The organism is Bradyrhizobium sp. sBnM-33 (genome assembly GCF_032917945.1).
GTDB lineage: Bacteria > Pseudomonadota > Alphaproteobacteria > Rhizobiales > Xanthobacteraceae > Bradyrhizobium.
In genome coordinates this window covers 563,367-589,933 of the sequence record NZ_CP136624.1, presented here as the reverse complement: position 1 = coordinate 589,933, position 26,567 = coordinate 563,367, and the positions used below count along the sequence as shown (strand labels likewise).

Sequence of the window (26,567 nt, the reverse complement as noted above, 5' to 3'; positions counted from 1 at the left end):
CTGCCCTGCCGTTTCCGGAATAAAGCCGGAATCAGGGAAGTAAAGACAATCGCGCCGCCGAGGGCGGATGCCAATTTGCAATACCCGGAGGAGAATGCCGTGAAGTCAAGAGTTGTCCGGTACGCCCTGTTTACCGTTCTGGCGGCGGTATCCGCCGTGGCCGGCCAGGCCCAAGCCCAATCATGGCCGGAGAAGCCGATCACCTTCATCGTGCCGTTCGCGGCCGGCGGCGGTACCGATGCCTTTGCCCGCCCGTTGGCGGCCCAGCTCGATGCCCAGTTGGGCAAGCGCGTGCTGATCGAGAACCGCGCGGGCGCCGGCGGCACCGTCGGCGCTTCCGCAGCGTCGAAGGCCGCGCCCGATGGCTACACCTTCTTCATGGGCGCGGCGCATCACGCCATTGCCCCATCGCTCTATCCCAACCTCGACTACAACATCGAGAAGGATTTTATCGCGGTGGCGCTGATCGCGCGGCCGCCGCAAGTGGTGGTCGTCAATCCGGAAAAGGTTGCCGCCAAAACGCTGGCCGAGTTCATCGCTTACGCCAAAGCCAATCCGGGCAAACTGAACTATGGCTCCGCGGGCGCCGGCACCACGCATCATCTCGCGGGCGAACTGTTCAAGATTCTGACCAAGACCAACCTTCAGCACGTCCCCTATCGTGGGGCCGGCCCCGCGATGCAGGATCTCATCGCCGGCCACGTGCCTGTTGTGTTCGACGGACTTGGCTCGTCGGCTGGGCCCATCAGGGCCGGACAGTTGCGGGCGCTGGCCGTCGCTGCGCCGAAACGCGTGCCCGCGTTCCCCGATCTTCCGACCGCCGCGGAAGCAGGCCTTCCCGGCTATGAAGTATCGACCTGGTACGGCCTGTTCGCACCGAAGAACACGCCGCCGGCGATTGTCGAGCAGATGGCCAAGGAGTTGCAGAAGGCCATGCAGACCTCGGCCATCAAGGAAGCCTGGGAGCGCAACGGCTCCGACGTCCCTGATGTCGCCGGTCCTGCCTTCGCGAAAATGGTGTCCGCGGAAGTCGAGCGCTGGCGCAAGGTCGCGACCGAAGCGAACGTGAAGCTGGATTAGCTCGGCAGCCCAGGCGCGGCATCGTTTTATGACGAGTTTGCCGCGCCGGGCTCGCTGGCTAATTGCTGTCACGCACGCCGTAGCGCATGAAGTCCTGATCGATTCCAGCCCGCAGCGCCTTTGCTGCGGAAATATCGGTATCGCCGCCAGCCTTATCGCCGCTCGCAAGCCTGGCAAGCCCGCGCCCATAGAGCGCACTCGCCAGCTTTGAATCTACACGTAGCGCCGAACTGAAATCCTCGATCGCCGCGTCAGCTTGTCCCATCTTCAGGTGAATCAGCCCCCGCGAGTCATGGGTGGCGGCGTCGTTCGGCCACGATTGAAGCACCTTGTTGCAGTCCTCAAGCGCCGCCTGTAACGAGCCGAGGATAGCCCGGGTCCAGCATCGCCCGCTCCACGCGGCTTTCAGATTGGGCTCGAGGCGGATTGCCTCGTCGTAGTCCCGCGCCGCGCGATCGTACTCGTTCTTTTTGAGGTAGACACCGGCACGGTTGACGAAAGCTCGGTCATAGTTCGGTTTCAGCCTGATCGCCTCGTCAAGAGCTTGGAGGGCGAGGTCGTATTCGCCCTTCCTCAAGTAAGCTGCGCCGCGGTTATTGAATGGCCTGGCGTAAGTCGGATCAAGCTTGATCGATTGATCGAAATCGAGGAGGGCGCGGTCAACGTCTCCGTTTGTCGTATGGGCATTGCCACGATTGTTATAGGCAATAGCAAGTGCGGTCTTTGTACCTTGACCGGAATCGATGAACGCCGTGCAACCACCGATCCGGGCTGCAAGCGAAGTGTGCTCCGAGCCGTTGCACAGCGCGATGTTCTCGAGATAGTCGCTCTTCTTGGGACTCTGCGCCGCAGCGAGTGAGCCGAGCAGCAGCAAGCCAAAAGCGGGCGCCAAGCCGTGGACGATGCGCTTGCTTGCACTAAATTCCATATCAGGCCTTCCGATGTTGGAACTAGCGGATGGGCCCCTCGACCTGAAGGCGGCACGCCCGGACTGGTTGACTGATGAATTTCTCGCACCGGAAGCGGCTTGCGCCGGACTGCGCCTAGCACCCCCGACAGATATTCAGATTTGACTTCGGGAAAGCCTTTTGATCGGGTTGCTGCGCCGCTGGTGCCGTCGGCTTTCTTGCGACTCTGCTCTTGCCCTCTTCAATGAGAGTAGAAAATCTGACTGTCCCGTCATCCGAAATTTCGACGCGTGGCGTGGTGCCTCGAACGCCCATGGTCGCGACCGGGGTATCGACCTTCATATCGCCGGTCTTCGCGACTTTGCCCGCGACAAAGGTGAAGGTGCCCTTGGTCAGATTGAACAAGGACGCGTTGGACGTATTATTTGGATCGTACACGAACTCGTTCAAAACCATGCGCGCGTTGTTCGACAGATTGAAGGAAGTGCCATCCGTGAAGTTGATACCGACCCTGCCGTCGGCGCCGGTTGCAACTGCATCGCCCTGATAGACGAGATCACCGACCTTCGCCTGACCGGCTTGACCTGAGGTGCTGACCTGAACGACCGTCGCACTCGCGCGTTCAAGTGTGACCGAACCCGTGGCGACAACAATTTTTCCAATTGGTTTTGACGCTAGATCCTGAACGGCGGGCCTGGCGGAATCGCGTTGCGCGTGAGCCGGCCCAGCAAGAAGCCCGGCTGTCGCCAGAACGAAGCCTGCTACTAATGCAGCAATAGCATGCGTGCACATGATCCCCCTTCCTGAGAAGATCTTGTCCGAGAGAGCGCTCACGGTTGCTTTGAACCGTCGGCCAAGGCGACATTAGACCCGATGTCGGGGGAAGGCATTATTCTATCACACGCTCAAAAGGATTACTCCTTTTGAGCCTAAAGCCTAACGCCCCCCGATTGGGATAGCTTGGAGGTCTTGGCGGCTAGCCTTCGGCTGGCCGCGCTAGGCTATTTTGACCTGAATATTTTGACCTCATGGACTGGGCAAAGCCAGACCACGAAAATTTCGCACGAGGGGCGGGGGTTGAAGCCATGCTTGTCGGGTCCCACGCCGAGACTGGGGACGAACGTAAGGCCGCGGCGGCTCCGCTTACCCAAATTATCGGCAACGTTCAGACCGCGGCCGGCTTCGGCACCCTTAAGCGCGCGACCCGCACTGCCGCTCAAGTCGCGGTCGGCGATCCGCGAAGCAGGGCTCATGCCGGCCGGTTCGGCATGCTGTGGCTCACAGCACTGACCTTCTCGCTTGTGAAGGAGGCTAAGGCCGCGGAGCCTGATGTCACGTTCCTGGACGACGGCAACATCACATACAAGGACCTCGAGCATGGCGCATTCGAGCTGGTCACCAAGGAGGTGATCCCTCGACGCTTCCTCGTCGACGATCCCGGACAGACCATCATCCTGCGCTCGCAGGGGTCCACCATCAGCGTAAGTCAGAGCACGAACTCCGCCGCTCGAATGGCCGAATTGCAGGCAGCCCAGCAGGAGGCGCTTGCCACCTACGAGAAGGGACTGGGGTCGACGGGATCCAGCACGCCCCCTCCCCTCGAGCGACTGCCGGTGCAGCCGATCAATTTCATTCAGATTGATGGTTCTACCCCGGCGCAGGAACTGCCTGCCTTGCCCGCGGTGATCCTCGCATCAGTCCCGGAAATGATTATCGGCCAGTTGCCGCCTCCGCAGCCGACGCCACCGACACTGAATGCCGTGGCCGGGCCGACCGAAATCGACACCCCGATCTTTGATGTCTTCACCGCGACAAGCGGCGCTTTCCTTGCGAGCAGCCCGAACAGCGGCGCGACACTCACCTTCGGCATCGACGGGGGAACCGCGGGCAGCACCGTCATCGACGGGGTCACATACGATGTATCGAATGCTGGTCCCTACGGTACGCTTTACGTCGACAGCACGACCGGCGCCTATACGTTCGTTCCGGATAACGACGCGATCAATGCGCTTACTGAGCCCACGACCACGGATTTCACGATCACCGTTTCCGACGGGACGCTCTCGGCCAATCAAACCTTCACGATCGCCATCAACGGCGCCAACGACGCGGCCATCATCTCCGGCGCTACCAACGGCACCGTGATCGAGGCCAGCGGCCTCGCCAACACTGCGCCCGGCACGCCGAGCGCCACTGGCACGCTCACCAGCGCCGACGTCGACAATGCGCCCGATACTTTCACCGCGGTTAGCACTCCCACCGCGAGCACGCGCGGCTTCGGTACCTTCACGATGACGACGGCTGGCGTGTGGGCCTATTCCATCGACCAAGCTAACAGCACGGTGCAGGCGCTCAATGTAGGCGACACGCTGACCGACACCTTCACAGTTACCACCATCGACGGCACCGCGCAGGTGGTCACGGTCACCATCAACGGCGCCAACGACGCGGCGGTCATTTCCGGGGCCACGACGGGCTCCGTGGCCGAGGACAGTGGCGCCCATTGCGACAAGCCCACAGCGACCGGCACACTCATCGCTACCGATGTCGACAACGCGCCTGGTTTTGCGGCCGTCAGCTGCCCGACGGCCACCGATGCCGGCTATGGCACCTTCGCGATGACGGCGGACGGCGTGTGGACTTACAAGCTCGACAACAGCAACTGCGCGGTACAGGCACTGAACGTCGGAGACAAGCTGACCGACACTTTCAAGGTGACCTCCCTGGACGGCACCGCGCAGCTGGTGACGGTTACTATCAACGGCACCAACGACGCCGCCATCATTTGCGGGACCAAGGACGGCTCGGTTATCGAGGCTGGCGGCGAAGCCAATTCCGTATCTTGCAAACCAACCGCGACCGGCACGCTTACCGACACTGACGTCGACAACACTCCCAACACCTTTACGGCGATCGATTCGCCGAAAGCGAGCGATGGCGGTTTTGGCACCTTCACCATGACGGCGGATGGCGTTTGGACCTACACGCTCGATAATACCAACTGCAAAGTGCAGGCTCTCAATGTCTGCGACAAGCTGACCGACTACTTTACGGTGACCACCATCGACGGCACCCCGCAGGTGGTGACGATCACCGTCAACGGCGCCAACGACGCCGCTGTCATTTGTGGCGCAACGACCGGCTCAGTCACCGAAGCTGGCGCCTGCACATACGGTACGCCAATCGCAACCGGCACGCTCACCGATACCGACGTCGACAATACGCCCAACACGTTCACAGCGGTCAACTGCCCGACAGCCAGCGACGGCGGCTATGGCAGCTTCACGATGACGAAGGATGGCGTCTGGACCTACAGGCTCGACAACGCCAACTGCGAGGTGCATGCGCTCAACGACTGCGACACGCTGACCGACTGCTTCACGGTGACCACCATCGACGGCACCGCACAGGTGGTGACAATCACCATCAACGGCACCAACGACGCGTTCTATTTCAAGGACAAGATGTCCGACGTCAAAACTTCTGACGTCATCGACCTTGTAGGGGATAACTCGGCGCCAATCAGCTCCCCCAGCGGAGCGCCCGCGATTTCAGAGGCGAATCAAACGACAGAGCTGTCTGCACAATGGTCCGACAGTTTCGTTTGGAACCAGCCGGGTAACGCTGTCACTACCCACGCGCCGCACGATCTGATCGTGTGATGGAGCTGCGCCGGTTTCGGCGCAGCCATTCCGCATCGCGGGGCGGCCTTACTTCGCTTCGCTCGCTTTGATACCCGAGCTTTCAACGAGCTTTGCCACCCGTGTCAGGTCGCTGGCGAACAGGCGCGCGTGCGCCTCGGGCGTCAACTCATTTTCGGGAAATGGCAATGTTCCAAGCTGCTTCAGCTTCTCCAGCAGGGTCGGGTCGGCCAGTGCTGCACGGAGCGCCGAATTCAACGCCGCTATGGTCTCCTTGGGCGTGCCCTTCGCGACGTAGAGCCCATGCCACATCGAGTAGCTGACCTCGGGCATGCCAAGCTCAGCGGTGGTCGGCACGTCCTTCAACTGTTCGAGCCGTTGCGGCGAGGTGATGGCGATGCCGTGCAGCGTTCCGGCCTGAATCTGCGGCAACGCGTTGGTGACCTGATCCCATAACAGATCAATCTGCCCCGCCAGCAGATCGGAGATCGCCGGCGCCGATCCGCGATAGGCCACAACCGTCGGCTTGAAGCCGAGCACATTGCCCATCATCACGGCGCACAAGTGACTGTTGGTCCCGAGGCCACCATGCGCGAAGTTCGCCTTTTCGCGTTGCGCCCTGATCCAGTCCACAAAATCCTTCGGTCCCGCGCCGGGGATCGACTTGCGGCCAATCAGAACCATCGGCGCGTTGTTGACGAGACCGACTGCCTCAAACGCCGTTTTGGTATCGTAGCGCAGGTTGGTGAACAGACTGGGAGCCGCAAGCAGCGCGACGTGGTTGATGAGGATCGTGGTGCCGTCAGGCGCCGATCGGGCCACGCGGTCGTTGGCCAGCGTGCTGCCGCCTCCCACCACGTTCTCGATAATGACGGTCTGACCGAGCGTGCGCGACATCCGCTCGCCGATCAGGCGCGCGACGGTGTCGGTGCCGCCGCCGGCCGCAAAGGGCACCACCAGCGTCACCGTCTTGGTGGACGATTGCGCGTGCGCCTGCGGCGAGAGCGCCGCAATCAGCAGGCCAAGTCCCACGATTGCGCTTCTGAGGGGAAAATTGATCACGACGGCGTCCTCCCAATTCATTCTTTTTGTTGTGATGCCGCATTGTTGCGGACGTGAGCTCGTTGGCGAAGCCGCTCCGCAGCAAACATGCCTGGCCTCGCATGACCTCGGATCATGCTGTTTGCGCTTCCGCAAATCAAATGGAAAGCGAACGTAGCTCGCCGGCACACCGGCGTGATACGATGTCCTCAAGGCGCGAGAGTAGCATCGGGACGGACTTGAAATGAGCGAGGCTGCATACGTCGCGGTCGATTGGGGCACGAGCAGTTTTCGGCTTTGGCTGGTCGACCGGGCCGGCAACGTGCTCGGAGAACAGCGCAGCCACGAGGGCATGATAGCGGCAGGCAAGCTTGGCTTCGCAACCGTGCTGCAATCGCATCTAAAAGCCGTCGCCGCCGGGGATGGGTTGCCCGTTGTCATCTGCGGCATGGCCGGCGCCCGGCAGGGATGGGTCGAAGCCGGGTACGTCGATACGCCGGCGCGGCTCGCATCGATCCTGAAGCAGGCCGTCGTGGTACCGGGACAGGATCGTGACGTCCGCATCCTGCCGGGAATCGCACAACGAGACCCCAAGGCGCCGGACGTCATGCGGGGCGAGGAAACACAGTTGCTCGGCGCCTTGGGCCTGGACGCGGCCGACGACGCGCTCGTCTGCATGCCGGGCACGCATTCGAAATGGGTCAGGGCGAGTGGCGGGACCGTCGAGCGCTTCGCCACGTTCATGACGGGCGAGCTGTTCGACGTCGTGTCGCGCGAAACGATCCTGTCCCACGCGGTGGCCGGCGCCGATGAAGCGGAAGATATCGACACATTCAAGTCAGCGGTCACGGCCGCGTTCGAGACTCCAGCGCTCGTCGCCAATCTGTTGTTCCACGTGCGATCGGGTCAGCTTCTCTACGGCGGCACGCCATCCTCCGCCCGCGAAAAAATATCGGGCACCTTGATTGGTCTCGAATTGGCGGCGGGGCTCGCCGGCGAAGCTCGCAGGGCGGGCATCACGCTGGTGGCATCGGGGAGGCTCCAGATGCTTTATCAATTGGCGTTTGACACGGTTTCCGTTCCTGTCCGATCAATCGGTGCCGAGGATGCGGTCCGTCGCGGCCTTGCGATGGCCGCTCACTCGATTTGGAACGTTTGAAGGATCAGACGATGAGCGTTGTCCCATTTCCCACGATGAAACGTCCGCTGGTCGCGATCCTGCGCGGCGTGAGGCCCGAGGAGGCGGAGGGTATCGTCAGCGTGCTGATCGATAACGGCATGACGGCGATCGAGATCCCGCTGAACTCGCCGGATCCTTTCCGCTCCATCGAGATCGCCGTCAGGAGGGCGCCCGCTGGAATCCTGGTTGGGGCAGGCACGGTCTTGACGCTGGAAGCTGTCGAGCGGCTCCACGATCTTGGAGGGCGGCTGCTGGTGACCCCTAATGTCGATCCCGAAATCATCGGCCGAGCCGGTGCGCTCGGCATGGTCACGATGCCGGGCGTCTTTACCCCTACGGAAGCGCTGCTCGCAGCCAAGGCAGGCGCCTCGAGCCTGAAATTTTTTCCGGCGAGCGTGCTTGGTGCAGCGGGGATTACCGCCATTCGCGCCGTGCTTCCCCCAGACCTGATGATCGCCGCCGTGGGTGGCGTCTCCGACGAAAACTTCGCGGACTACACCCGGGCCGGCATTCTGGCGTTCGGCCTCGGCAGCAGTCTCTACAAGCCCGGCATGACGGCGGCGGAAGTCGCCACACGCGCCAAGGCGACGATCGAGGCGTATGACATGGCTGTTCAACAGGTGGGGTAGATCAGCGCGGGTCCGACCTGCGCGGGCATGCCGCGCCGAAGCGCGCGAAGGCGGTGGCGGAGAGAGTGTCAGTCAATCCCCATTGAAAGACAAAGCATTTTCGACCTTCCTGGACCAAAACCCACGATTTGAGCAACAGCCTGAAGAGCCTACGCGGTGCCGTCGCGCCGGGTCGCCGCGGCTCCATCAAAAATATCGAAAACAACCCCATGCAAAGTAGCCGGCGGCCGCCGCAACCGACGGTCTGGACCGAAAATTTGACACGTCGGGCAAATCAGCGGCACAATTTCACCATCACGAAATCCGCTAAACGACCACGGGCACGCAACGGACTCTGTCTGTTGTGGCGTCAGACGTCCCCTGCCTGTGATCGGATGCTGCGTCGTGACAGCTTCCATCCGCGTGAGTACCTCGTTGAGGACGCGTCACCGACGCGAGTCGGAAGTGACCACCAGGTGAAAGGCCCACGCAGGCGGCTCGTCGCTTGCACGAGGGTGCAGAAACCGCGAAAATCCAGGCTGGTTCAGAAGTGTCAGGGGAATCCCACGCAGATGCAGTTTGATGATGTTATTCTCGGTCGCCGGAGCATCCGCGGTTACAAACCCGATCCGGTACCCAAGGCGCTGATTGCGGAAATCATTGGTTTGGCGATGCGCGCCCCGTCGTCGATGAACACCCAGCCCTGGAACTTCTACGTCATATCAGGCGAACCGCTGGACCGGATCCGCGCCGGCAACACGGAACGGATGGTGGCGGGCATCCCGCAATCGCGCGAGTTCCGCACGGGCCAGCCCTTTGCAGGCAAGCACCGCGACCGGCAGGTCGGCGTCGCCAAGCAATTATTCTCCGCGATGGGAATCGAGCGCGACAACAAGGACAAGCGCCAGGACTGGGTGCTGCGCGGCTTCCGCCAATTCGACGCGCCCGTCTGCGTGATCATCACCTATGACCGCGTGCTTGACGGCAGCGACGATACGCCCTTCGACTGCGGCGCCGTGGCGACCGCCCTGGTCAATGCCGCCTGGTCTCGCGGGCTGGGCGCCGTGATCAACAGCCAGGGCATCATGCAATCACCCGTAGTGCGCGAGCACGCAGGGATAGCCGACGATCAGGTCATCATGAAAAGCATCGCGCTGGGCTGGCCGGATGAAAATTTTCCGGCGAATGCGGTGGTGTCCGAGCGGAAGTCGGTTGAGGAAGCTACGGTGTTCGTCGGGTTTGAGAAGTAGCGGCGCGCGGGCGGAAGGGCTGGAGGTACAGCAGTGATCCGCGCCATGGTCCGACGTGCACTTGTGCTGGCGGCGGCTTTTGCCGCTGCCTTGACGCCGGTCACGTGCCTTGGCGAAAGCAGCCAGCCGTTGCCGGCCAAGGCGACACAGGAATTACCGGCCGAGCTGCTCGCGCTGCTCGAACAGAAGAAGATGCCAAAGTATTCACCTATCGTTGTGCGTCTCTTCAAGGAAGAGGCGGAGCTCGAAGTCTGGAAGCAGGACACGGCCGGCCGTTTCCAATTCCTCAAGACCTATCCGATCTGCCGGTGGTCGGGCGATCTCGGGCCGAAGTTGTACGAGGGCGACCGACAGGCTCCGGAAGGGTTTTATACAATTACGCCTGAGTTGATGAATCCCAACTCCAACTTCTATCTTTCGATTAACCTCGGCTACCCCAACAGCTTCGACAGGGCGAACAAGCGCAACGGCAGCTTCCTCATGATCCACGGCGACTGCTGGTCGAGCGGTTGCTACGCCATGACCGACGAACAGATCAGCGAAATCTATTCGCTGGCGCGCGACTCACTCCGCGGCCGGCCGTCGTTCCAGGTCCAGGCCTATCCGTTCCGCTTGACGCCAGCGAATCTGGCGCGGCATCGAAATAATCCGAACCTCTCCTTCTGGAAAATGCTCAAGATCGGCAACGATCATTTCGAGACGACGCAACTCGAACCGAGGGTGGATGTGTGCAACCGCCGCTATGTATTCGATGCGCAACCTCCCCCGAATCCGCCGTCCCCTCTTGTGTTCAACCCTGCCGAAAAATGTCCCCCCTTCGTCGTCAATCCGCAAATCGCGCGGCGGGCGCTGGAGAAGAGGCGCGCCGACGAGCTCGAATACGCGCGATTGCTTGAAGACAACGTGCCGGCTGTCCCGATCTACAGCGGACTGGACGGCGGAATGAACAAGGCGTTCCTCGCACAGTTTCCGGGTAGAGTGACGCTTGCGAAAGTAATGCCGTATGCATCTTACCTGCCGCAATTGCCACCGATCCCCTGGATCGACAATGACGGCTCGTTGACGAGCAAATGGTTTGGTACGTCGTTCTCCAAACCGGTTGTGTGTGATGCGGCCCGTGCCGGCTTCCCGTTGGGCCAGTGCTAAACTCTTGTCCGACGTCAGCGATGTGTCATTGGCAGACCACGCTTGGCATCGACATTTCGTCGGCTCATCAGGACACCGGGCCGATGTGTCACTCGTTGGTCCGGTCGCCGCCCGCAACACATGCTAAGTGTCCAGCAAGTCCCACTCGTCACCCAGCACCCACCTCAAGGCGGACAACTTGCCGTTCATCATTCCCCAGTCGAACTTAGACCATGGGCCAAGATTTTCTTTTCCGTATCGCTTTTCAACCTTAGCCGCAGATTTGAGCGCACCTTCCCAAATGTCCTGCTGAATTAGATTCTTCCTCTTTGGCCAAGGCACGTCAGGGAGCTTTGGTACGAGCTTTTCTACTCCGCGCTCGATCTTGTGCCGGGACACCATATGCCGATCGTACCAGATCTTCTGTTCCAGTTCCTCGATTGCATCGGTTATGTCGCTGACGCTACGGATCGCTTGGTCATCCTCGAAGAACCAGGCTAAAGGCCCCTTAAGATGCATGTTGTTAAGTGCATCGCCGATGTTGACGCAGTATCGCGATTTTCTCTTTGAGAACAGGTCGGCAAAATCCGGATGAGCTAGCTTGTGATTTCCGGCAGGGTCGCTGAAGTCGCGGATGTTGTGAGTCACAAACGCGAATCGATCGCGCGGTTTGTCGTGTTCCTTGATGTATTCAGCATACGTTTCGATGATCAGAGCGTCGTTGAAGCTGTTCTTGTCCCGGTGAAATGGCGCTTTCTTTTGCATGGCTCGGTCTGATGCCCGGAGCTTCACCGCATCAGTTACTTCGATAATCTCGCCAGCCTGCAAGAGCGTTTCGATTTGATCGGCCGCCGTCTCGGCTATGGTTTTTGGAGTCTTGATCGGGCTGTCGGTCTCATCGAACAACCTCCAGAGTGTCTTGGAGCGTCTCCGTCCACCTTGCTGGACTACGATCTCCTTGGCGCGGCTTAAGGTGGTGGTGACGCTTTTTGCATACTCAGCAATCATCCGATCTCGGTTCCGGCTGAACTCCTCGAGAACGACCTTTGGCACGATGAAGTTGATCAGTTTGTCGGCGCGCAGGTGCAGGAGAATACCGAGGTTTTTGGACTGCGCTGGCGTCTTTGCCATGTCGAGCCAGACGCAGGTATCGACCAATATCTTCAGCATTCATCGCGCCCCTAAGCCACCGGCAACCTAGTGGCCGCCAATCGGCTATGCTTTCTCGTTCAAAACGGAATGTCTCCATCGTTGGCGGCGGTCGCCGTCACGGGCGCGGCCGTCGCACCGGCGGCGTCGAACTGGTTAGTTTCAATGCTTTTGATGAACCGCAGAATGGCAGTAACGGAGTCATAGATAAAGCGCGCCTCAGCTTGATCCAGCAACTCGTTGTCGTGGGCAAGAGACTGGTTGTTGCGCACATGGTTGAATTTATCGAACACCCCAATCGCATTCTTGACAATTTGCGCGGTCACGTCCCGCAGGTTCCGCTCTTGCCCGAGCGCCCTCACATACTGCCGACGCGGCTCTGCAGAGGTTCTGCTCGATCCCAAGTTACACCATGCACGTCCAAGAGGTGCCCAAATTTTTTCATGCAGTACGTGTGAAGGCGGTCGAGCGCCGCGGCCGGACGGTTCGCTCCGATGTCGCGCTCGATCGAAGCGACCAGTTCGTCTAGCGTCTGGTCACGAGCGAAACGCTCGATCGCATCCGTGCGAGGAATTTCGCTGCCGCTTTCCAGCTTATCGAGCAAGGCAAAGAATTTCGTCTTGAGCTGCGCTGTGGCGTCGGCCCGGCTGTACTGAGGAATACTCTCCCGATGCTCCCATAGCTGCCGGAGTACGCGACAGACTGTGAAAGCATCCTCGACTTCGATGAAGGCCCGCATGTGTTTGGCCTTCGATGGGCCGTTAAAGCCGTACTTCTCCTGATAGATCGTGATCCCGTGGTCATCGAAAAACTCGGCAAACGTCCGATCAGAAAAATTGAGTACGTAGCCGCCGCCCATGTCTAGCGCGTCTTCGAGAATTCTCTTTTCAAAGTGCTTCAACTGGACCATCGTCGCATCTTCTCACACGACTGTTTCGGAAAACGCGCGGCCAACCTTCCTTTGCGGAGCGACCGTGCCGACGGCACGAGAGAACGGGGCTGGCCAACGCCAACCCCGTCCTTGTTCAATGCAGAAGATAGACGATTAACGCTACAGCCCTTAGGCAGTCCGCTAAGTCGATGTTGATCGAACACCGGATTATGAGTTGCTTTCGCATACTCTGTCCTCCGGGCAGCAGCCGGCCGCTCGCCCAAATGAGGGGTTGCGGTTCAAAGCTCCTGTCGAACGAATAAGCCGTCGTTTACAGGTTCATCGGCCCATCCTTGACGTTCTAGAACCACCGCAGATAGCCCCACGTCACCCTGAGGATCGTCTCGGATGCTCCTTTTGATCGGAGGTCTGCGACGGGTCAGGCCATCGGCTGTACGAGTTGTCCGCTCGGTAGTCGCTTTGTGAAGGCGAGGCGAATCGGGCTCGACAGATGCGTGCATATTTGCGGCGTTACCCGGCAGAGTCGAGGGGTCGAGTCGCGCTATCCGTACTATTCACACAGACGCGCAGGCCAGACCCGTTGCGACGCGCGTACTGGCAAAAAGATTAACGGTTTCAAGGATAGCTGGCGGAGAGAGTGGCCGACGAACGACTATTCACCCGCGTTCGTGCGCGGCCGTTAAGTCTCTAAATATGTTAATAATTTTATGGAGGAAAGCAACAACCTGTCCGCGGCCATTCGGCGCTGTTCGTCGCTAGCCACGTTTTCCCTGGGGACTGAATTGGGGACCGCTTGCCCGACGCGGCAGGGGATCGGACCGTTCATGACTAGGCGCTTCCAGAACTAGTGGGTCCGGATAGGGACCCTATCATGGCCGGCCACCTTACCGCTCGAAAAGTCAAAACTGCCAAGCCGGGAAAGTACGGTGACGGCGCCAACCTTTACTTGTTGGTCTCCAAAACCGGTGCCAAGAAGTGGGTGCTGCGCTTTACAATGAGAGGCAAGGCCAAGGAGATGGGACTTGGTAGCGCCACCAGCGTCCCCCTTGCCGACGCCCGCGAGAAAGCTGTCAGTGCCCGCCGGAAGATTGCCTCGGGCGTAGATCCCATTGAGGAGCGCAAGCGCGAAGGTGGCATTCCCACGTTCGGCGAATTGGCCGATGAAGTGCGCGAAGCGCTATCCGCAGGCTTTCGAAAAAGCCTGTCGACACCATCGGGACGGATGACATGCTTAGTGTTCTCAAACCGATCTGGACAACTAAGGCTGAGACGGCGTCCCGGGTACGAGGCCGGATCGAAAAGGTCCTCGATGCAGCCAAGGCCAGAGGCTTCCGTGGCGGCGATAATCCCGCGCGGTGGCGCGGTCACCTGGATCACCTTCTGCCCCGGCCCTCAAAGCTGTCTCGTGGTCACCACGCGGCCATGCCCTATCAAGAGGTCGCGACCTTCGTCGCGAAGCTCCGGACGCGTGAGGCGATTGCCGCGCTGGCCCTGGAACTCTGCATCCTAACTGCTGCTCGGTCAGGCGAAATATTGGGAATGAGATGGTCCGAAATCAACTTGGACAACAATATTTGGACAGTACCCGCAAATCGCATGAAAGCGGGGCGCGAACACCGTGTGCCATTATCCTCGCGCGCCACCGCTATTGTGCGCCACCTGGAGACAATGAAAATCGGCGAGTTCGTCTTTCCGGGTCAGGCACGTGGGAAGCCGCTCTCCAACATGAGCATGGAAATGATGCTGCGGCGAATGAAGGTTAATGAAGCAACCGTTCACGGCTTTCGCTCAAGTTTCCGTGACTGGGCAGGAAACGTATCGAATTTCCCGCGTGAGCTAATCGAGACGGCATTGGCTCACGTGATTGGCGACAAGGCCGAACAAGCATACCGCCGAAGCGACGCATTAGAAAAGCGCCGAATACTGATGGAGGACTGGGCAGCATATTCCACACCCCAAGAGGATCGCGCCCAAGGCTCAAGGCGATCCACTACGTAGCAAACGGCGCTTAGCGACGCTTCGGCAGACGTCCAGCGCAACGTATACAAGTTAGTTACCATTCCGCTTTTGATTGAAGCTGTCCGCGCCAGTGCGGGCACGTTCCGGCGAATGCCGATCACCAGCGGAGACCAGCATGTCACTCTTAATTTTCAGCATTCCTGAAGTCTGCAAAAACGCGAACTCAGGCCGAACGACCGTCTACAAAGCGATCAACGAAGGCCATCTTGTTGCCCATAAAAGGGGCTCACGCACCATTGTTTTTTCAGAGGACTTGGAGCGGTGGCTCAAGTCATTCCCGGAGATCGAAGCGAAGCACTCAAAGCGTACTGAGATGCTTGGGCACACCGAACAGCCTGGCAACGAGGTCATCAAAAAACAGGCGCGCCGACGCCGGAGTGTCAGATGAGCACCGCAGACGCGCAACTGGCTCCGCTGACCGCTGGATGCATTGACGCCCACACCGCGTCGGGCGCGCGTGTCACCTCCGCAGCTGAGGAGACCGTCGAAGCCGGTCTTTCTACCGCCATGGTAACAGACGCCCCAGCTCCACAAGCAGACTACGCGAACGTGAGTGAAACCGACGAAATTACCGCCACGGTAACATCAGGTCCACAGCCCACCGAGTATACGCCAACGATGACCGAGTTCATGTCGGCAGTGGCGGCGTGGCCGCGACCGAACGAGCCCGGCTACGTCAACATCCACTACTCCATGCTCAACCCGAAGCCCACCCCTGGCACGCCATTGCTAAAGGGGATGGGCTGGCCGTTCCGGACCGTGACCGAGTTTGTCTCCAGGGCGTCGTGGATCAACACCACGAACAACTTCAAGGACGTCTGGTTCTGCACCTCGCTGCAGAGCCAGATGAAGCAGAACAGCAAGTGCAAGCCGAAGGCTGTTCGCTTCGCCGCCAACGCGCTGCTCGTCAAAGCGATCTGGATCGATGTGGACGTCGGCGTGAGCGAGCCCGGCAAGAAGCCGAAGTACCCAGACATCGCGACCGCGCTCAAGGCGGTGCTGCTGTTCGTCAGGACGGTGGGGCTGCCACAGCCAAGCGCGATCGTGTACTCAGGGGGCGGCATCCATTTCTACTGGATCAGCAAGACCGCGATGCCACCAGGAGAGTGGCAGCCATACGCCAGCGGTCTGAAGAACCTGCTCCTCGCGAACAACATCCTCTGCGACACCGGCCTGACCACAGACATCGCGCGTCTGCTGCGCGTCCCAGGCACCTTCAATCACAAGCCCGAGTATGGCACGCCGCGCCCAGTGACGCTGGCTCCGATGCCGCTCAAGCTCTACGACTTCGAGCCGCAGCTCGGGTTCATCCGAGACTTCGCCACCCCGATGACGGCGACCCCCGGCGCCAAGCCCGTGGTCGAGCTGTTCGTCGACGGCGTGCGCCATCCCGGGTTCAGCGCACCGCCGGTCATCAAGGCTGACCCCAGCGACACGCTCGGTGCCGGCGTCACACATGAAGAGGCGCTGCTCGACGCGCGCCCGATCTTCAAGCAGTGCGGCTTCTACAAGGAGGCGCTCCTTACCGGGGGCGCGGGCTATGACAACGCGCTCTGGATGTACTCGGTCCTCGGCGCGACATTCATGGAGAACGGCAATGCGATCGCCCACGCCATCTCGAAAGGCCACCCATCGTATTCCCCGGCTGACACACAGGCGCTCTACGATCGCAAAGTGGCTGAGCGGGCTGATCGAGGAATTGGATATCCCAGTTGCGCCGCAATTGCGGGTGCTGGCTGCGAAGCGTGCAAGACGTGCCCGCTCTTCGCGAAGGGCAAATCACCGCTCAACATCAGGCCAGTTGTTACCACCACGGTAAATTATTCCGGTTCCCAGTCGGGCTCGTCTGAGCAAGGGCCGGGCTCCAGCAGTGAGAAAACTGTCAACTATGTCCCCGGCAACGAAGTCGCCTGCCGCACGGCGCTCGATAACGTCGTGGCCGCTGACACATCGACCTTCACCTCCGGTGACATCCTCACCATCCTCCGCGTGCCAGATCAAGAAAAGCCAGGTCTTGAGAGATGGGGTGGTGACCTGCCGGGCACAACACCGGCACTCCCTGCTGACGTCATCGAGCGCGCGGAACGATTGTCGTGGATGGCGCCGACCGGTGGCAAGGGCGAACTTCGCTGGAAGCGGTGCAAGCCCCCTCGCGATTTTTGTACGGATTACATCACGCAGCGGCGCGGTCGCTACACTGCGCGCCTGCTCGTGGGAATTGCTCGGGTTGCGTTCATTCGGAATGACGGGACTATCAGGGCCGAACCGGGATACGACCCGGAGACGGGCATCTTCGTTGACCGTGCGCCAAAGTTGGTCGTTCCAGATTTCCCCACGCTAGACGATGCAAAAGCCGCTCATCGGCGGGTTATGAAACCATACGAATATTACGCGTTTGAGGACCTCGAGAGCGGCTCCCTGCAAGTGTTGGCCGCAAACCTCACCGCCATTGAGAGGCCATACATGAGAACGGCTCCCATGTTTGTTGTGAATGGTGTGCAGGCCGGTACGGGCAAGGGACAGCTTTGTCGTGCCATCGGGCATCTAGCGCTAGGTACCACCGCACCCTTCATGTCGTGGGGACATGACGACGACGAATTTAAAAAGCGGTTCGACACGATGCTTCTTGCCAGCCCAGCTATGTTGGTGATGGACAATTGTAACGGTCGAGTGCTGCGCGGCGATACGCTAGAAATGATCCTGTCTGAGGGAGAAGCGACCATTCGACAGTTTAACAAGCTAGAGGCGATAACCGTCCGAAGCCGTACTTTCCTAATGGCAAATGGCAACAACATTCAGATTTCGGGTGACATGAGCCGGCGCGGCATCAAGATCAACATTCTCCCGCGCTCCGCGAGTCCCGAGAGCGACGTATTCCCTTACACTCCTGAGGACTACGTGGCCAAGCATCGCGATGCTCTTCTAAGCGACTATTATACAATAATGCGGGCCTATCGGCTCGCCGACATGCCCCGTAGTGGACTTCCCGCTGTGGGCTCTTTTTCTGAATGGGAACGCAAAGTCCGCGATCTTATTTTCTGGTTGACCGGCCACGACCTGAGCGGAGACTTCAAGAAAAACAAACTAGACGATCCGGAGCAGCAAGAAGATGCAGCGGTGCTGTCGGCACTACATAATTTATTTCGAGAGCGGTGGTTCAAAGCCTCCGAAGTTGATGCAGCTCTTAAGCGAGCAGCCGACCGGCGTCGCCCGGGCCTCTCCGTGGCGTTTTACCCCGGGCCGAAAACGACCGCCGCCATGAAATTGAACAACACTCCAACAATAGATGGGCTAGTCCAAGCCATGGAGGACAGCAGCGCACCTGCCGATCCTGACGTTCTGGAAGAGATAAGAGCCTATCGAGAGAATGTGGCTCAGGTGAATAAGGAAGCCGCTCTCTTGGAAGCAACGGAGCAGAAGTTCGGCGTCAAGCTGGACTATGTAAAAACCCTCGGAAACTGGGCGAGCGGAATTCAGAAAAAATTCGTCGACGGTCTCATCCTCAATCGACAGAGGGACTCACATTCGAAAATCCATCAGTTCAGGGTAGGGAAGGCCAGTTCGACGGCAGAGGATTAGTGCGGGCTTTGCGGTGTTTCGCGATGCTGTTTACCTCCGGTAGGGATGAGCAATCGCTCCGCACCCCTTTATGGTCAGGCTCGACGCGAGGAGATTGCTCAGAATTAGCTCAGGGAAATATACCCAACAAAGCACGCAAAACCCGCACGCATATTTCGCACCGTCTTCAACCGCCAACTATTTGGACATCACTTTCAGATAATTAGGCCAGCCACTGTCGAGACATATTGCCGGCGACCGTGCACGGATCGAGATAGGTGCAAAGGTGAAAATACTCACTCCAACGCCATCGATCCTATGCAAATAGTTACCCTTCAGCCCTAACACTCTCTCCTAACGTTGCATTGTCGCGGCAGATCGGCCGCACGCACATAGGAGAAGTAACATGGAAGCCAACTACAAAAGCCCCATCGAGGAAGTAGTCGACCGTCTGTTCAGTAAAATCAAAGCCAAGCGCGGCGAAAGTTGTCGCAACCCGGTTACTGACGCCAGTTTTGTTTGGGGCCTCGACCCAATTGTGGTGCAGAAGAAGAAAGCGGTCGCGGCCCTCCGTGCTCGCGAATGGTTTGCAGTCAACGGCCCAAGAGATGCGCCGCTCCTCCCACTGTCACACGAAGACGTAGAGGACTACAGAAATGCGAGAGGGTTGGCGGGCGTAGTTGGTTTCTTCGCTCGATCGTTATCCAGACTGGACTATGCCGTCCAGAAGCACCCGTCCTTTAACGACTTTGCCCGCGGGTTGATGGCGATGAATACTGGCCTATGGGGCATAGAGAAAGATGAGAATTTGAAAAGGCGTTTCCCGCCGTGCCTGCTTGCCGGCATGACACCGGGCGCGTACTGGGCACCGCCCAAGGAATACGAGGAAACCATGGCAAGCTACAGACGCGCCAGCGATGCTGCGTGAGCTTCGACGCTGACGGGAGGAACGACAGATGTCCTTATTAAAGAGGCTTCGGGCCACGAGCATGGAGTATGAGCCACCTGCCGACCCTTGGCTCGCACGACTGCAGCGTGTCCGCGGCAAGGTTGAGTTCGATGGCCAGGAACGTGTGAGCAGTCAAACGGTGCTAGACGTGCTCGAGGTGCCTCAGCGCCTGCGCACAGCGGGGGCGTACCGGCGGCTGGCGAAGCTCATGGCGGAGCTCGGGTGGACGGCTGTGCGCGTGCGCGATCTCACGCGCGGTGGATATAAAGAGCAAGTTCGCGGGTACGTGCGTCACGCCCGGTAATCAAGAACTAGGCGGAACGCAGCTCCCGCCTGTTCATGTGCAATTCGCCGTGGCTTGGCAGTGACCTTGGCTGTCTGGACTGCACGAACCAGTAGAAACCCAGACGTCCGTTGACCTCTTAGCGGCCCGATGCCGCTGTACAAGTGTGGCGCCGCCTCCCATAGTCAGAGCGCAGGTTATGAGCATGCCTCAATTGGCTTTGTCTCCCTGTTAAGGGGATCTGACGTAACAGAGGGCAAAGGTACACTCTTCTTACAAGCGCGTTAGAGTCTCCGATAAGCTACGGGGAGCGCCTTGCCCCCTGTCCGATGAAGCGAAACACGTAGCGGACATCCATTTGCGCGACGTTTCTCAGGTCCGGACTGTCATCAGGGCTTGTCGTGGTCCCACCGTCTCAGCCGCATCGAACTGCCGGCATCAAACCACGAAGCCTAAGTCTCGTTTTTCACGGGGTAGCCCCCGCTCGCGGGAAGACTCAGCAATAATTGGTAACTTGTCTACTTACAATTTTAGGAAGCCATTTCACGCTGCACCCACCTCTCGATGTTACACATTCCAAGAAGAGGAAAGGTCAAAACATGGCAGCAAAACTCCATCGCGATATCGAAACTCTCGTGAAGCTGTTCTCTCGTTTGGAGAAAAAGAAAATCCACCGCGTCCGGACCGGCAACCCCCACAAACCGGGTTCTGCGCCTCGTGCGCGGTGGTCCTCGCTCTTTAAGAGCGCAAGGCAAGGAGCAAGCGTCGTCGACTACATCAGCGCGAAGGGCAACCCTAGGACACTCAAGAATGCGATAGCTAAAGGCTATATCGAGTTGGTCTAACAATCGGCTTTTCGAACTTTACGGCCATGCAAATAGTTGCGCGAGGGGGAGATGATATTGCAATTTTCGAAGCTGCTTTATGCAATGCTTCTTTTAGTTGTCGCGCATCCGGCATGGGGAAATGTCCAGCCGCGATGCGACCACTCACCAAACAACCAAGTTTGTGTCCTTAACTATGGTCGCGTGACCATACGCATCGAGAGCGATGAAGCAAACGCAGTTCGGCGCTTCATTCTGTACACCGATGATCGAACGGGAGAGGCCGATCGTTTGACCGTTGCCGTCGGCAGGCTTATGATCATGATAAAGCCGGCGTCCACTCCGGATGAGCGCGCGGACTTCATCCTATCTGTGATTAAGAACGACGTTGTTAAGCGGTGGGGTGGCTTTTACTGGAAGACATCATTCGCGCAGCCTGGCGCCGCTCGAATAATCGCTGAGCGAGAGTGATCGCGAAGCCTCCATCGTTTTGTGTCGCGTCGCCGGCAATGTGACATAACGATGGTTCAGCAAGGTGCAAAGGTAGAACCGCCCTCCCCTCGCGAAGGTTGTGCTTGTCGCACTTTGGCGTTTGTGGGCGTCTGAGCCAGGTCTGCAATAGCGGACATGCAGTGACTGCTGCGGCATGACTGTTTTGTGCCGCCAGGAGCGGACATAACCCGTGTATGCGCTAATGTGATGCAAAGTAATACCAGAGCTGCCAACGGGACGTTCCGAACTCCCGATTGCTGCAACGGGCAGCGCCGGCGCTGTCGGCCGGCATCGCACGTTCATCCAACATAAATTGAGCGTTCGTCCGCGCGTGCGTGAAGACACTCGGAGGAACGCATGGCACGGCGAGACGCAGATGAACCGCACCTGTCTTCAGCGCCATCTACGCCGGGCAGTGGCGACGAGTCGAGCCTCGTTCGCCCTGGCGCAACCCCGGTCAAACAGTTGCGTCACGGTGAAGTCGGGCTCTGACCCGAGCGCTACGTGACTTCTCAACTGCGGGGGTGAAGATGCTGCGCAGGCCGGCCTGGAAGTCGCTGGGCTTCAGCGCCGGCGGGGTGGCGGGGTTGAGGGGAATCACGGTCACGCAGCGCGGCGGGATGGCCGGCGCCCGGGGAACGCCGAGCTCGTCGGTAGCCACTAGCTCGGTTTCTAGGATGACGCCGTGCGGGCCGCGGCCGATGGGGCGGCGGCGCTTGGGGTCGCAGGGCTGCGGCGCGTCCGCTTTGGGGTCATCACCGGAAGCGTATACTGAAGGTCGGCTAACCGCAATGTCCGCAAGGCGCATCGGACTAGGCCGCCTCTTCTAGACGATGGTCGATCTCTTCGCGCAAGATGGATGTAGTACTTCTCGCTTGCAATCAAAGAGCTAGAGATTAAGGATATTGACCCATGCAGGAGGTCAAAAAAATACCCGACCGCCTTGGACGCTTGATCGCATCCCCAAAGGCTTATGCGAGGCAAAAATCTCTTCTTGTGGGGCTTCAGTGGCTTCGCGCAAATCAACCGCTTGGTCGAGTCGAAACCCAAGGCTTTGATCCGTTTTGGTTAGTGACCAGGCACGCCGACATTTCCAAGATCATGCGTCTGCATCAGCTATTTCACAACGGCGACCGCGCGCACACCCTTGTGCCACGGGCTTCCGATGAGATGGCGCGCGCGTTGACCGGTGGTAGCCCGCACCCCATCCGCACCCTCGTCCACATGGATGAACCGGACCATCTGAAATACCGGCGGATCACCCAGTCCTGGTTCACCCAGCAAACAGTGGGCTCACTGGAGCATGGTATCCGCGCCATTGCCCGCGCCAGCATCGATCGCATGGCTGCACACGGTTCAGTTTGCGATTTCGTGCGCGATGTCGCGATTCATTATCCGCTGCGTGTCCTGATGCAGATCCTCGGCGTCCCAACCCAGGACGAGCCGTGGATGCTCAAACTGACGCAGGAGTTATTCGCAAGTGAAGATATGGACCTCGGGCATGGTGAAGCCGGGAGCGGTGATCCGGCTAGGCATGCCAAGGAACTGTTTCGTTTGCTCCGAGAATTTCAGGCCTACTTTGTCCCGCTGATGGAACGACGCCGGGCGGCGCCCGCGCAAGACCTCGCAAGCGCCATCGCCAACGCTGAGGTCGACGGCAAGCCCATCGATTATTTCGAGGCGGTCAGTTATTACGTGATCGTCGCAGCAGCCGGTCACGACACGACGTCTTCGTCGATCTCGGGTGGGCTTTGGGCACTGTGCGAGAACGAAGACGCGTTCAAAACCTTAAAGGCCGATGCCAGCTTGATTCCCAGGTTCGTTGAGGAAGCGATACGCTGGACCACACCGGTGCACCATGTAATGCGAACAGCGACCGCCGAAGTCGAACTGAGCGGACAGCGGGTCGCGCGCGGTGACTGGTTGATGTTGTGCTTTCTTTCTGGCAATCGAGACGAGGACGTTTTCGATGAGCCGCACCGCTTTCGATTGGATCGCAACACCTCAAGCAACGCGCTCTTCGGACAGGGAGTCCATGCCTGCCTTGGTCAGCATCTCGCACGGCTCGAGATGCGAATCTTTTTCGAGGAACTGCTGAGCCGGCTTACATCGGTCGAAATAGCTGGAAGGCCACGGCGTTCGGCGTCAATCTTTATTGGCGGCCCTAAGACACTGCCTCTCCGCTACTCGATGAATTGAGACGTGCCATGCGGTCAGGCTTAATGGACGTCTCGACCATTCCTATGCTGCGACAGAGCTGGACAGCCGAATCAATCAGCCGCTCGGCCTCCGCCTGGCGCCCCGATTCCACAAGCAGTTGCCCAAGAGCCATTTGGCAGCGTGCATATTCGGGCCGCAACCCGAGTTCACTGCTCAGATCACAGGCCTGCAAGTAGCAGCGCTCGGCCTCCTCTCGCGCCGGAGCGGAAGGATTTCGGTGGACGTCTCCCAGTAGGTGGAGAGCGTCGACTTCAATCGCCCGGTACCCGTGCTTTCGTGCGAGCTCAAGGATGTTTCGAGCTTGATCGAGCATCCCTCCGTAGCGATTGTCGAGTAGGTTAGCGAAGCCCAAATAGACGCTTGACCAGGCCTCGCCGTAAGTGAATTTGGCGCCGCGATTGAACGCCAATGCCTTTTCAAGCAGCGGTATTCCCTGCTCGGCACGGCCGGCCAGCACATAGGCATGGCCCAGCGAGGTCGAGATGATCGGCAGCAAATAGTTGATCTGGCCGGTGCGGCAGACGTTGAATCCGTGCTCCAAGTACTGCAGGGCCGCGGGGATATCGCCCTTATGCTCCAAGACGAAGCCCGCCCACCAATAGGCAATCGCAATGTCCGCCGGACGCCGGACTTCGTCGGCAATCAGGCACGCCTTTCGCGCGGTATCAATGGCGGCGGCAAAGTTGCCCAAACGGCCCTGGGAAGCGCCCAGCATGCCAAGCCACAGCACCGAGCTTGTCCCGGTCGTACCGACCCGCTGATGCCGCAGTGGTCCATCGATCCAGGCCATGTTGTCCTCGAGCACGGCGACCGCTTGCCGGAAGTCCCCGCGCCACATGTAGGCCTGTCCAAGATAGAAGGCCGCACCGACTTCGAGACCGATGTTGCCGATTGTACGGGCAATGTTGCGCGCCCGCGCGCCTCGTTCAATGGTCGCATCAAGCTCGCCGCGCGCATTGTGTACGAATGCCCGGGCAACGTCGATTGCCGCCAGCCGCTGCTGGTCCTGAATGGAGCCGGCCATCGTCTCGGCGTCAGCGAGATAGCGCTCGAGTCGATCGAAGTCGGCGATGGCTACAAAGACCGGGCGCAACTTCAGTCGGATGTCGATCCCTTGTCGCAGGCGTTCGTGATCCTGCGGCAGGTGGGTTAGCGCCTGCAATGACGACTCGAAGAAGGCGCCTGCGGCTTGGTAGGCCGAAAACTCAACCGCCTTATCGCCGGCCTGATACAGATAGTTCACGGCCTCGTCCCAAAGCGCAGCGTTGAAAGCATGGTGGGCGAGGCTCTCGACCACATCGAATGTGTTGTCCCGAAATTGCGATTCCATGCCGCGCAGCACCCGCGCATGGAGCATTTGCCGCCTCGCCGAAATCAGGGACCCATAAGCAACTTCGTGGATCAGAGCGTGCCTGAACTTCAACTGTGCGTATATAGGATTTGGCGTCTCGTAGAGAAACTGCGCCGCCTTGAGCTCCGCCAGGAGATTCTGAAGCTCGGACTCGGAGAGATCAACCACCTCGCGCAACAGCATGATGGGAATGCTTGATCCGATGACGGATGCGATCTGCAGTAATGACTTGCGCTTTGGACTGAGGCTATCAATGCGCGCGGCGATCACTGATTGCACCGTCTCCGGAATCCGGATGTCCGGGATCTGACGGGTCAGTTCATAACCGCCGGCACGCAGCCGCAGCGCCCCGTTTTCCACCAAGGTTCTGACGGTCTCCTCGATGAACAGCGGCGTTCCGTCGGTGCGCTCAACAATGAGAGCTCGCAGCTCGGCGTTGTCGCCGCCTATGAGGCCCTGCACCAGATCGTTGGCCGCCTGAGCTTCGAGGGGCTCGAGATTGATGGCGGTGAGAAAGGGCTTGCCATCCCACTTATGCTCATATTCCGGCCGACACGTAACCAATACGAACAGGCGGGCGGTCCCTAATAGTTCGATCAACCCGTCGATCACCCCTTGCGTCTCGACGTCGGTCCATTGGATGTCCTCGAACCAGAGCAGCAGCGGTTGATTTTCGGCGCAGCAAAGGCAAAGGTCCTTCAGCGCCGCGCGCATCCGTTGCCGGCGTTCTGTGGCGTCAAGCGCGGGCCAGTCGGCATCCTCGACTGGAAGGTCGAGCAGCCATTGCAACGCCGGAACATAGATCGAGGAGCCTGTCCGCAAGGCGGCAAGAGCCTCGTACAGTCGGCGGCTCGCTTCTGCAGGAAGGGCCTGCTCCGGGATTCCGATCCATGAGCGCAGCAGGTTGGAAATGGCCAGATAGGGCGTACCGCGTTCGTAGGCAGCGGCGGCCGTCTTGAGTACCAGCCAACCTGACAATTGAGAGGACTGCAGGAATTCATGGACGAGCCGGGATTTTCCCGTGCCCGGCTGGCCTCTGACGACAACAAGCTGGCCGGAACCTGCGGCAACCAGCTCGACCGCTCGCTGTAACCGCGCGAGTTCGTGGTCCCGGCCAACGAACCGAGTCAGCCCCCGGGCGGCCGTCACCTCCCAACGGGTGCGCGCCGAGGTGTGACCGACGATCTGAAACAAGTCGATCGGTTGGCGAATCCCCTTTACGGCGACCTGCCCGAGCGGCTGGCCGTCGACGAATCCCATCGTCATCCGCATCACGTTGGCCGTGCAGTAAATTGCGCCCGGTGGGGCAATCTGCTCCATACGCGCCGCGAGATGCACGGTTGGACCAATAGCATCGTAGTCGATCGAAAGGTCGTTATGGATCGCTCGAACGAGCACATCGCCGGCGTGCAGGCCCACCCGAACGGCAATATCAGGAGAGCAGGCCGCGTGAACATCCTTCTGGATGTCCAGGGCCGCGTAGGCGGCGCGTACCGCGTTGTCCTCGTGCGCAATCGGCGCACCGAACAAAGCCATAATGCCGTCGCCCTGCACCCTGTTAATGGTGCCCTCGTAACGGCGGACGGCATTGATCATCGCATCGAGTGCCGGACGAAGCCGCAACTCAGCTTCTTCAGGGTCGAGATCCTCGATCAGATTTGTCGACCCCTTGATGTCCGCGAACAGAACCGTAATCTGCTTACGCTCGCCTTCGAGCAGGGCACGCGTGTCAAGGACGCGCCGCACCAAATGCTGCGGAAGTCGTATTGGCGCCGCCAATTTATCCCAATCCTGATCGGCGCGATCTGCCTGGCTGCGCTCGGACCGCGCACCGCAATTGCCACAAAACCGGCTCGAGAGCGGGACAGGCGCGCCGCAACTAGCGCAAGGCTCGATCAGAGCCGCTCCGCATTTCAAACATTGCGGGCTTTCTGCCGGGTTCGAGGTGCCGCATGCCAGGCAATCCATGAGAACAACCGGTAACTGGCTAATTGATG

At 59.6% G+C, this 26,567-nt stretch carries 20 protein-coding genes and 1 pseudogene; 14 read left to right on the top strand and 7 right to left on the bottom strand.

Annotation, left to right across the window (positions count from 1 at the left end):
- Positions 1-99 precede the first annotated feature (99 nt).
- Positions 100-1,080 carry a tripartite tricarboxylate transporter substrate binding protein gene (locus RX328_RS02770; RefSeq protein ID WP_312018009.1) on the top strand — a complete coding sequence of 327 codons (981 nt, stop codon included), beginning with the start codon at positions 100-102 and terminating at the stop codon, positions 1,078-1,080.
- 58 nt (positions 1,081-1,138) lie between these two features.
- On the opposite strand, the gene RX328_RS02765 is transcribed toward RX328_RS02770, so the two are convergent.
- Both RX328_RS02765 and RX328_RS02760 read right to left on the bottom strand, forming a co-directional pair.
- The gene (locus RX328_RS02765; protein ID WP_213251616.1) at positions 1,139-2,008 is read right to left on the bottom strand and encodes a tetratricopeptide repeat protein; all 870 of its coding nucleotides are present in this window, start codon (positions 2,006-2,008) and stop codon (positions 1,139-1,141) included.
- A gap of 115 nt (positions 2,009-2,123) precedes the next feature.
- Positions 2,124-2,780: a FecR domain-containing protein gene (locus tag RX328_RS02760; RefSeq protein ID WP_213251615.1), complete on the bottom strand. Its 657-nt coding sequence runs from the start codon at positions 2,778-2,780 to the stop codon at positions 2,124-2,126.
- Between the two features lie 293 nt (positions 2,781-3,073).
- Here RX328_RS02760 and RX328_RS02755 point away from each other — a divergent pair, with 293 nt between their 5' ends.
- Positions 3,074-5,650: a VCBS domain-containing protein gene (locus RX328_RS02755; RefSeq protein WP_249726388.1), complete on the top strand. Its 2,577-nt coding sequence runs from the start codon at positions 3,074-3,076 to the stop codon at positions 5,648-5,650.
- 48 nt (positions 5,651-5,698) lie between these two features.
- Here RX328_RS02755 and RX328_RS02750 read toward each other — a convergent pair whose 3' ends face one another.
- The gene (locus RX328_RS02750) at positions 5,699-6,691 is read right to left on the bottom strand and encodes a Bug family tripartite tricarboxylate transporter substrate binding protein (RefSeq protein ID WP_213251613.1); all 993 of its coding nucleotides are present in this window, start codon (positions 6,689-6,691) and stop codon (positions 5,699-5,701) included.
- A 223-nt stretch (positions 6,692-6,914) separates the two neighbouring features.
- Here RX328_RS02750 and RX328_RS02745 point away from each other — a divergent pair, with 223 nt between their 5' ends.
- The 4 genes from RX328_RS02745 (at position 6,915) to RX328_RS02730 (ending at position 10,854) form a co-directional block, all read left to right on the top strand.
- Complete coding sequence (locus RX328_RS02745; RefSeq protein ID WP_213251612.1) at positions 6,915-7,829, top strand: 2-dehydro-3-deoxygalactonokinase; 915 nt, start codon at positions 6,915-6,917, stop codon at positions 7,827-7,829.
- Between the two features lie 11 nt (positions 7,830-7,840).
- Positions 7,841-8,479, top strand: coding sequence for a 2-dehydro-3-deoxy-6-phosphogalactonate aldolase (locus RX328_RS02740; RefSeq protein WP_213251611.1), 639 nt, complete (start codon positions 7,841-7,843; stop codon positions 8,477-8,479).
- 551 nt (positions 8,480-9,030) lie between these two features.
- The gene (locus RX328_RS02735) at positions 9,031-9,708 is read left to right on the top strand and encodes a nitroreductase (protein ID WP_213251698.1); all 678 of its coding nucleotides are present in this window, start codon (positions 9,031-9,033) and stop codon (positions 9,706-9,708) included.
- 45 nt (positions 9,709-9,753) lie between these two features.
- Positions 9,754-10,854, top strand: coding sequence for a murein L,D-transpeptidase family protein (locus tag RX328_RS02730; RefSeq protein ID WP_213251610.1), 1,101 nt, complete (start codon positions 9,754-9,756; stop codon positions 10,852-10,854).
- 123 nt (positions 10,855-10,977) lie between these two features.
- Here RX328_RS02730 and RX328_RS02725 read toward each other — a convergent pair whose 3' ends face one another.
- From RX328_RS02725 to RX328_RS02715, 3 genes are read right to left on the bottom strand one after another with little or no spacing between them, the layout of a single operon-like run.
- Positions 10,978-12,003 (bottom strand): PIN domain-containing protein, encoded by a 1,026-nt coding sequence (locus RX328_RS02725; RefSeq protein ID WP_213251609.1) that lies wholly within the window; start codon positions 12,001-12,003, stop codon positions 10,978-10,980.
- 59 nt (positions 12,004-12,062) lie between these two features.
- A complete protein-coding gene (locus RX328_RS02720; RefSeq protein ID WP_312018008.1) occupies positions 12,063-12,308 on the bottom strand; it encodes an abortive infection family protein in 246 nt (81 codons plus the stop codon).
- 32 nt (positions 12,309-12,340) lie between these two features.
- Entirely contained in the window at positions 12,341-12,892 is a 552-nt protein-coding gene (locus tag RX328_RS02715; protein ID WP_213251607.1) for a hypothetical protein, read from the bottom strand.
- An 853-nt stretch (positions 12,893-13,745) separates the two neighbouring features.
- Here RX328_RS02715 and RX328_RS02710 point away from each other — a divergent pair.
- From RX328_RS02710 to RX328_RS02675, 8 genes and pseudogenes are all read left to right on the top strand, one after another.
- Positions 13,746-13,943: pseudogene (locus RX328_RS02710) on the top strand (Arm DNA-binding domain-containing protein); the annotation flags it as partial.
- A gap of 158 nt (positions 13,944-14,101) precedes the next feature.
- Entirely contained in the window at positions 14,102-14,872 is a 771-nt protein-coding gene (locus RX328_RS02705) for a site-specific integrase (protein WP_312018007.1), read from the top strand.
- Between the two features lie 136 nt (positions 14,873-15,008).
- Positions 15,009-15,281 (top strand): helix-turn-helix domain-containing protein, encoded by a 273-nt coding sequence (locus tag RX328_RS02700; protein ID WP_213251606.1) that lies wholly within the window; start codon positions 15,009-15,011, stop codon positions 15,279-15,281.
- A complete protein-coding gene (locus RX328_RS02695; RefSeq protein WP_213251605.1) occupies positions 15,278-18,472 on the top strand; it encodes a hypothetical protein in 3,195 nt (1,064 codons plus the stop codon). Before RX328_RS02700 ends, RX328_RS02695 begins: the two co-directional genes overlap by 4 nt.
- A 385-nt stretch (positions 18,473-18,857) precedes the next feature.
- Positions 18,858-19,379 (top strand): hypothetical protein, encoded by a 522-nt coding sequence (locus RX328_RS02690; protein WP_213251604.1) that lies wholly within the window; start codon positions 18,858-18,860, stop codon positions 19,377-19,379.
- 903 nt (positions 19,380-20,282) lie between these two features.
- The gene (locus RX328_RS02685) at positions 20,283-20,528 is read left to right on the top strand and encodes a hypothetical protein (RefSeq protein WP_213251603.1); all 246 of its coding nucleotides are present in this window, start codon (positions 20,283-20,285) and stop codon (positions 20,526-20,528) included.
- 51 nt (positions 20,529-20,579) lie between these two features.
- Positions 20,580-20,978: a hypothetical protein gene (locus RX328_RS02680; protein WP_213251602.1), complete on the top strand. Its 399-nt coding sequence runs from the start codon at positions 20,580-20,582 to the stop codon at positions 20,976-20,978.
- A 933-nt stretch (positions 20,979-21,911) separates the two neighbouring features.
- The gene (locus tag RX328_RS02675; RefSeq protein WP_213251601.1) at positions 21,912-23,198 is read left to right on the top strand and encodes a cytochrome P450; all 1,287 of its coding nucleotides are present in this window, start codon (positions 21,912-21,914) and stop codon (positions 23,196-23,198) included.
- Here the strand turns inward: RX328_RS02675 and RX328_RS02670 are convergent.
- Positions 23,164-26,538: an ATP-binding protein gene (locus RX328_RS02670; RefSeq protein ID WP_213251600.1), complete on the bottom strand. Its 3,375-nt coding sequence runs from the start codon at positions 26,536-26,538 to the stop codon at positions 23,164-23,166. The genes RX328_RS02675 and RX328_RS02670 overlap by 35 nt on opposite strands.
- Positions 26,539-26,567 lie beyond the last annotated feature (29 nt).

Coding starts and splice junctions, on each gene's coding strand:
- RX328_RS02765 (WP_213251616.1), bottom strand. CDS start 2,008: ATGGAATTTAGTGCAAGCAAGCGCATCGTCCACGGCTTGGCGCCCGCT.
- RX328_RS02760 (WP_213251615.1), bottom strand. CDS start 2,780: ATGTGCACGCATGCTATTGCTGCATTAGTAGCAGGCTTCGTTCTGGCG.
- RX328_RS02745 (WP_213251612.1), top strand. CDS start 6,915: ATGAGCGAGGCTGCATACGTCGCGGTCGATTGGGGCACGAGCAGTTTT.
- RX328_RS02705 (WP_312018007.1), top strand. CDS start 14,102: ATGCTTAGTGTTCTCAAACCGATCTGGACAACTAAGGCTGAGACGGCG.
- RX328_RS02695 (WP_213251605.1), top strand. CDS start 15,278: ATGAGCACCGCAGACGCGCAACTGGCTCCGCTGACCGCTGGATGCATT.
- RX328_RS02675 (WP_213251601.1), top strand. CDS start 21,912: ATGCAGGAGGTCAAAAAAATACCCGACCGCCTTGGACGCTTGATCGCA.
- RX328_RS02700 (WP_213251606.1), top strand. CDS start 15,009: ATGTCACTCTTAATTTTCAGCATTCCTGAAGTCTGCAAAAACGCGAAC.
- RX328_RS02670 (WP_213251600.1), bottom strand. CDS start 26,538: ATGGATTGCCTGGCATGCGGCACCTCGAACCCGGCAGAAAGCCCGCAA.
- RX328_RS02735 (WP_213251698.1), top strand. CDS start 9,031: ATGCAGTTTGATGATGTTATTCTCGGTCGCCGGAGCATCCGCGGTTAC.
- RX328_RS02755 (WP_249726388.1), top strand. CDS start 3,074: ATGCTTGTCGGGTCCCACGCCGAGACTGGGGACGAACGTAAGGCCGCG.
- RX328_RS02730 (WP_213251610.1), top strand. CDS start 9,754: ATGGTCCGACGTGCACTTGTGCTGGCGGCGGCTTTTGCCGCTGCCTTG.
- RX328_RS02740 (WP_213251611.1), top strand. CDS start 7,841: ATGAGCGTTGTCCCATTTCCCACGATGAAACGTCCGCTGGTCGCGATC.
- RX328_RS02680 (WP_213251602.1), top strand. CDS start 20,580: ATGATATTGCAATTTTCGAAGCTGCTTTATGCAATGCTTCTTTTAGTT.
- RX328_RS02725 (WP_213251609.1), bottom strand. CDS start 12,003: ATGCTGAAGATATTGGTCGATACCTGCGTCTGGCTCGACATGGCAAAG.
- RX328_RS02715 (WP_213251607.1), bottom strand. CDS start 12,892: ATGGTCCAGTTGAAGCACTTTGAAAAGAGAATTCTCGAAGACGCGCTA.
- RX328_RS02685 (WP_213251603.1), top strand. CDS start 20,283: ATGGCAGCAAAACTCCATCGCGATATCGAAACTCTCGTGAAGCTGTTC.
- RX328_RS02690 (WP_213251604.1), top strand. CDS start 18,858: ATGGAAGCCAACTACAAAAGCCCCATCGAGGAAGTAGTCGACCGTCTG.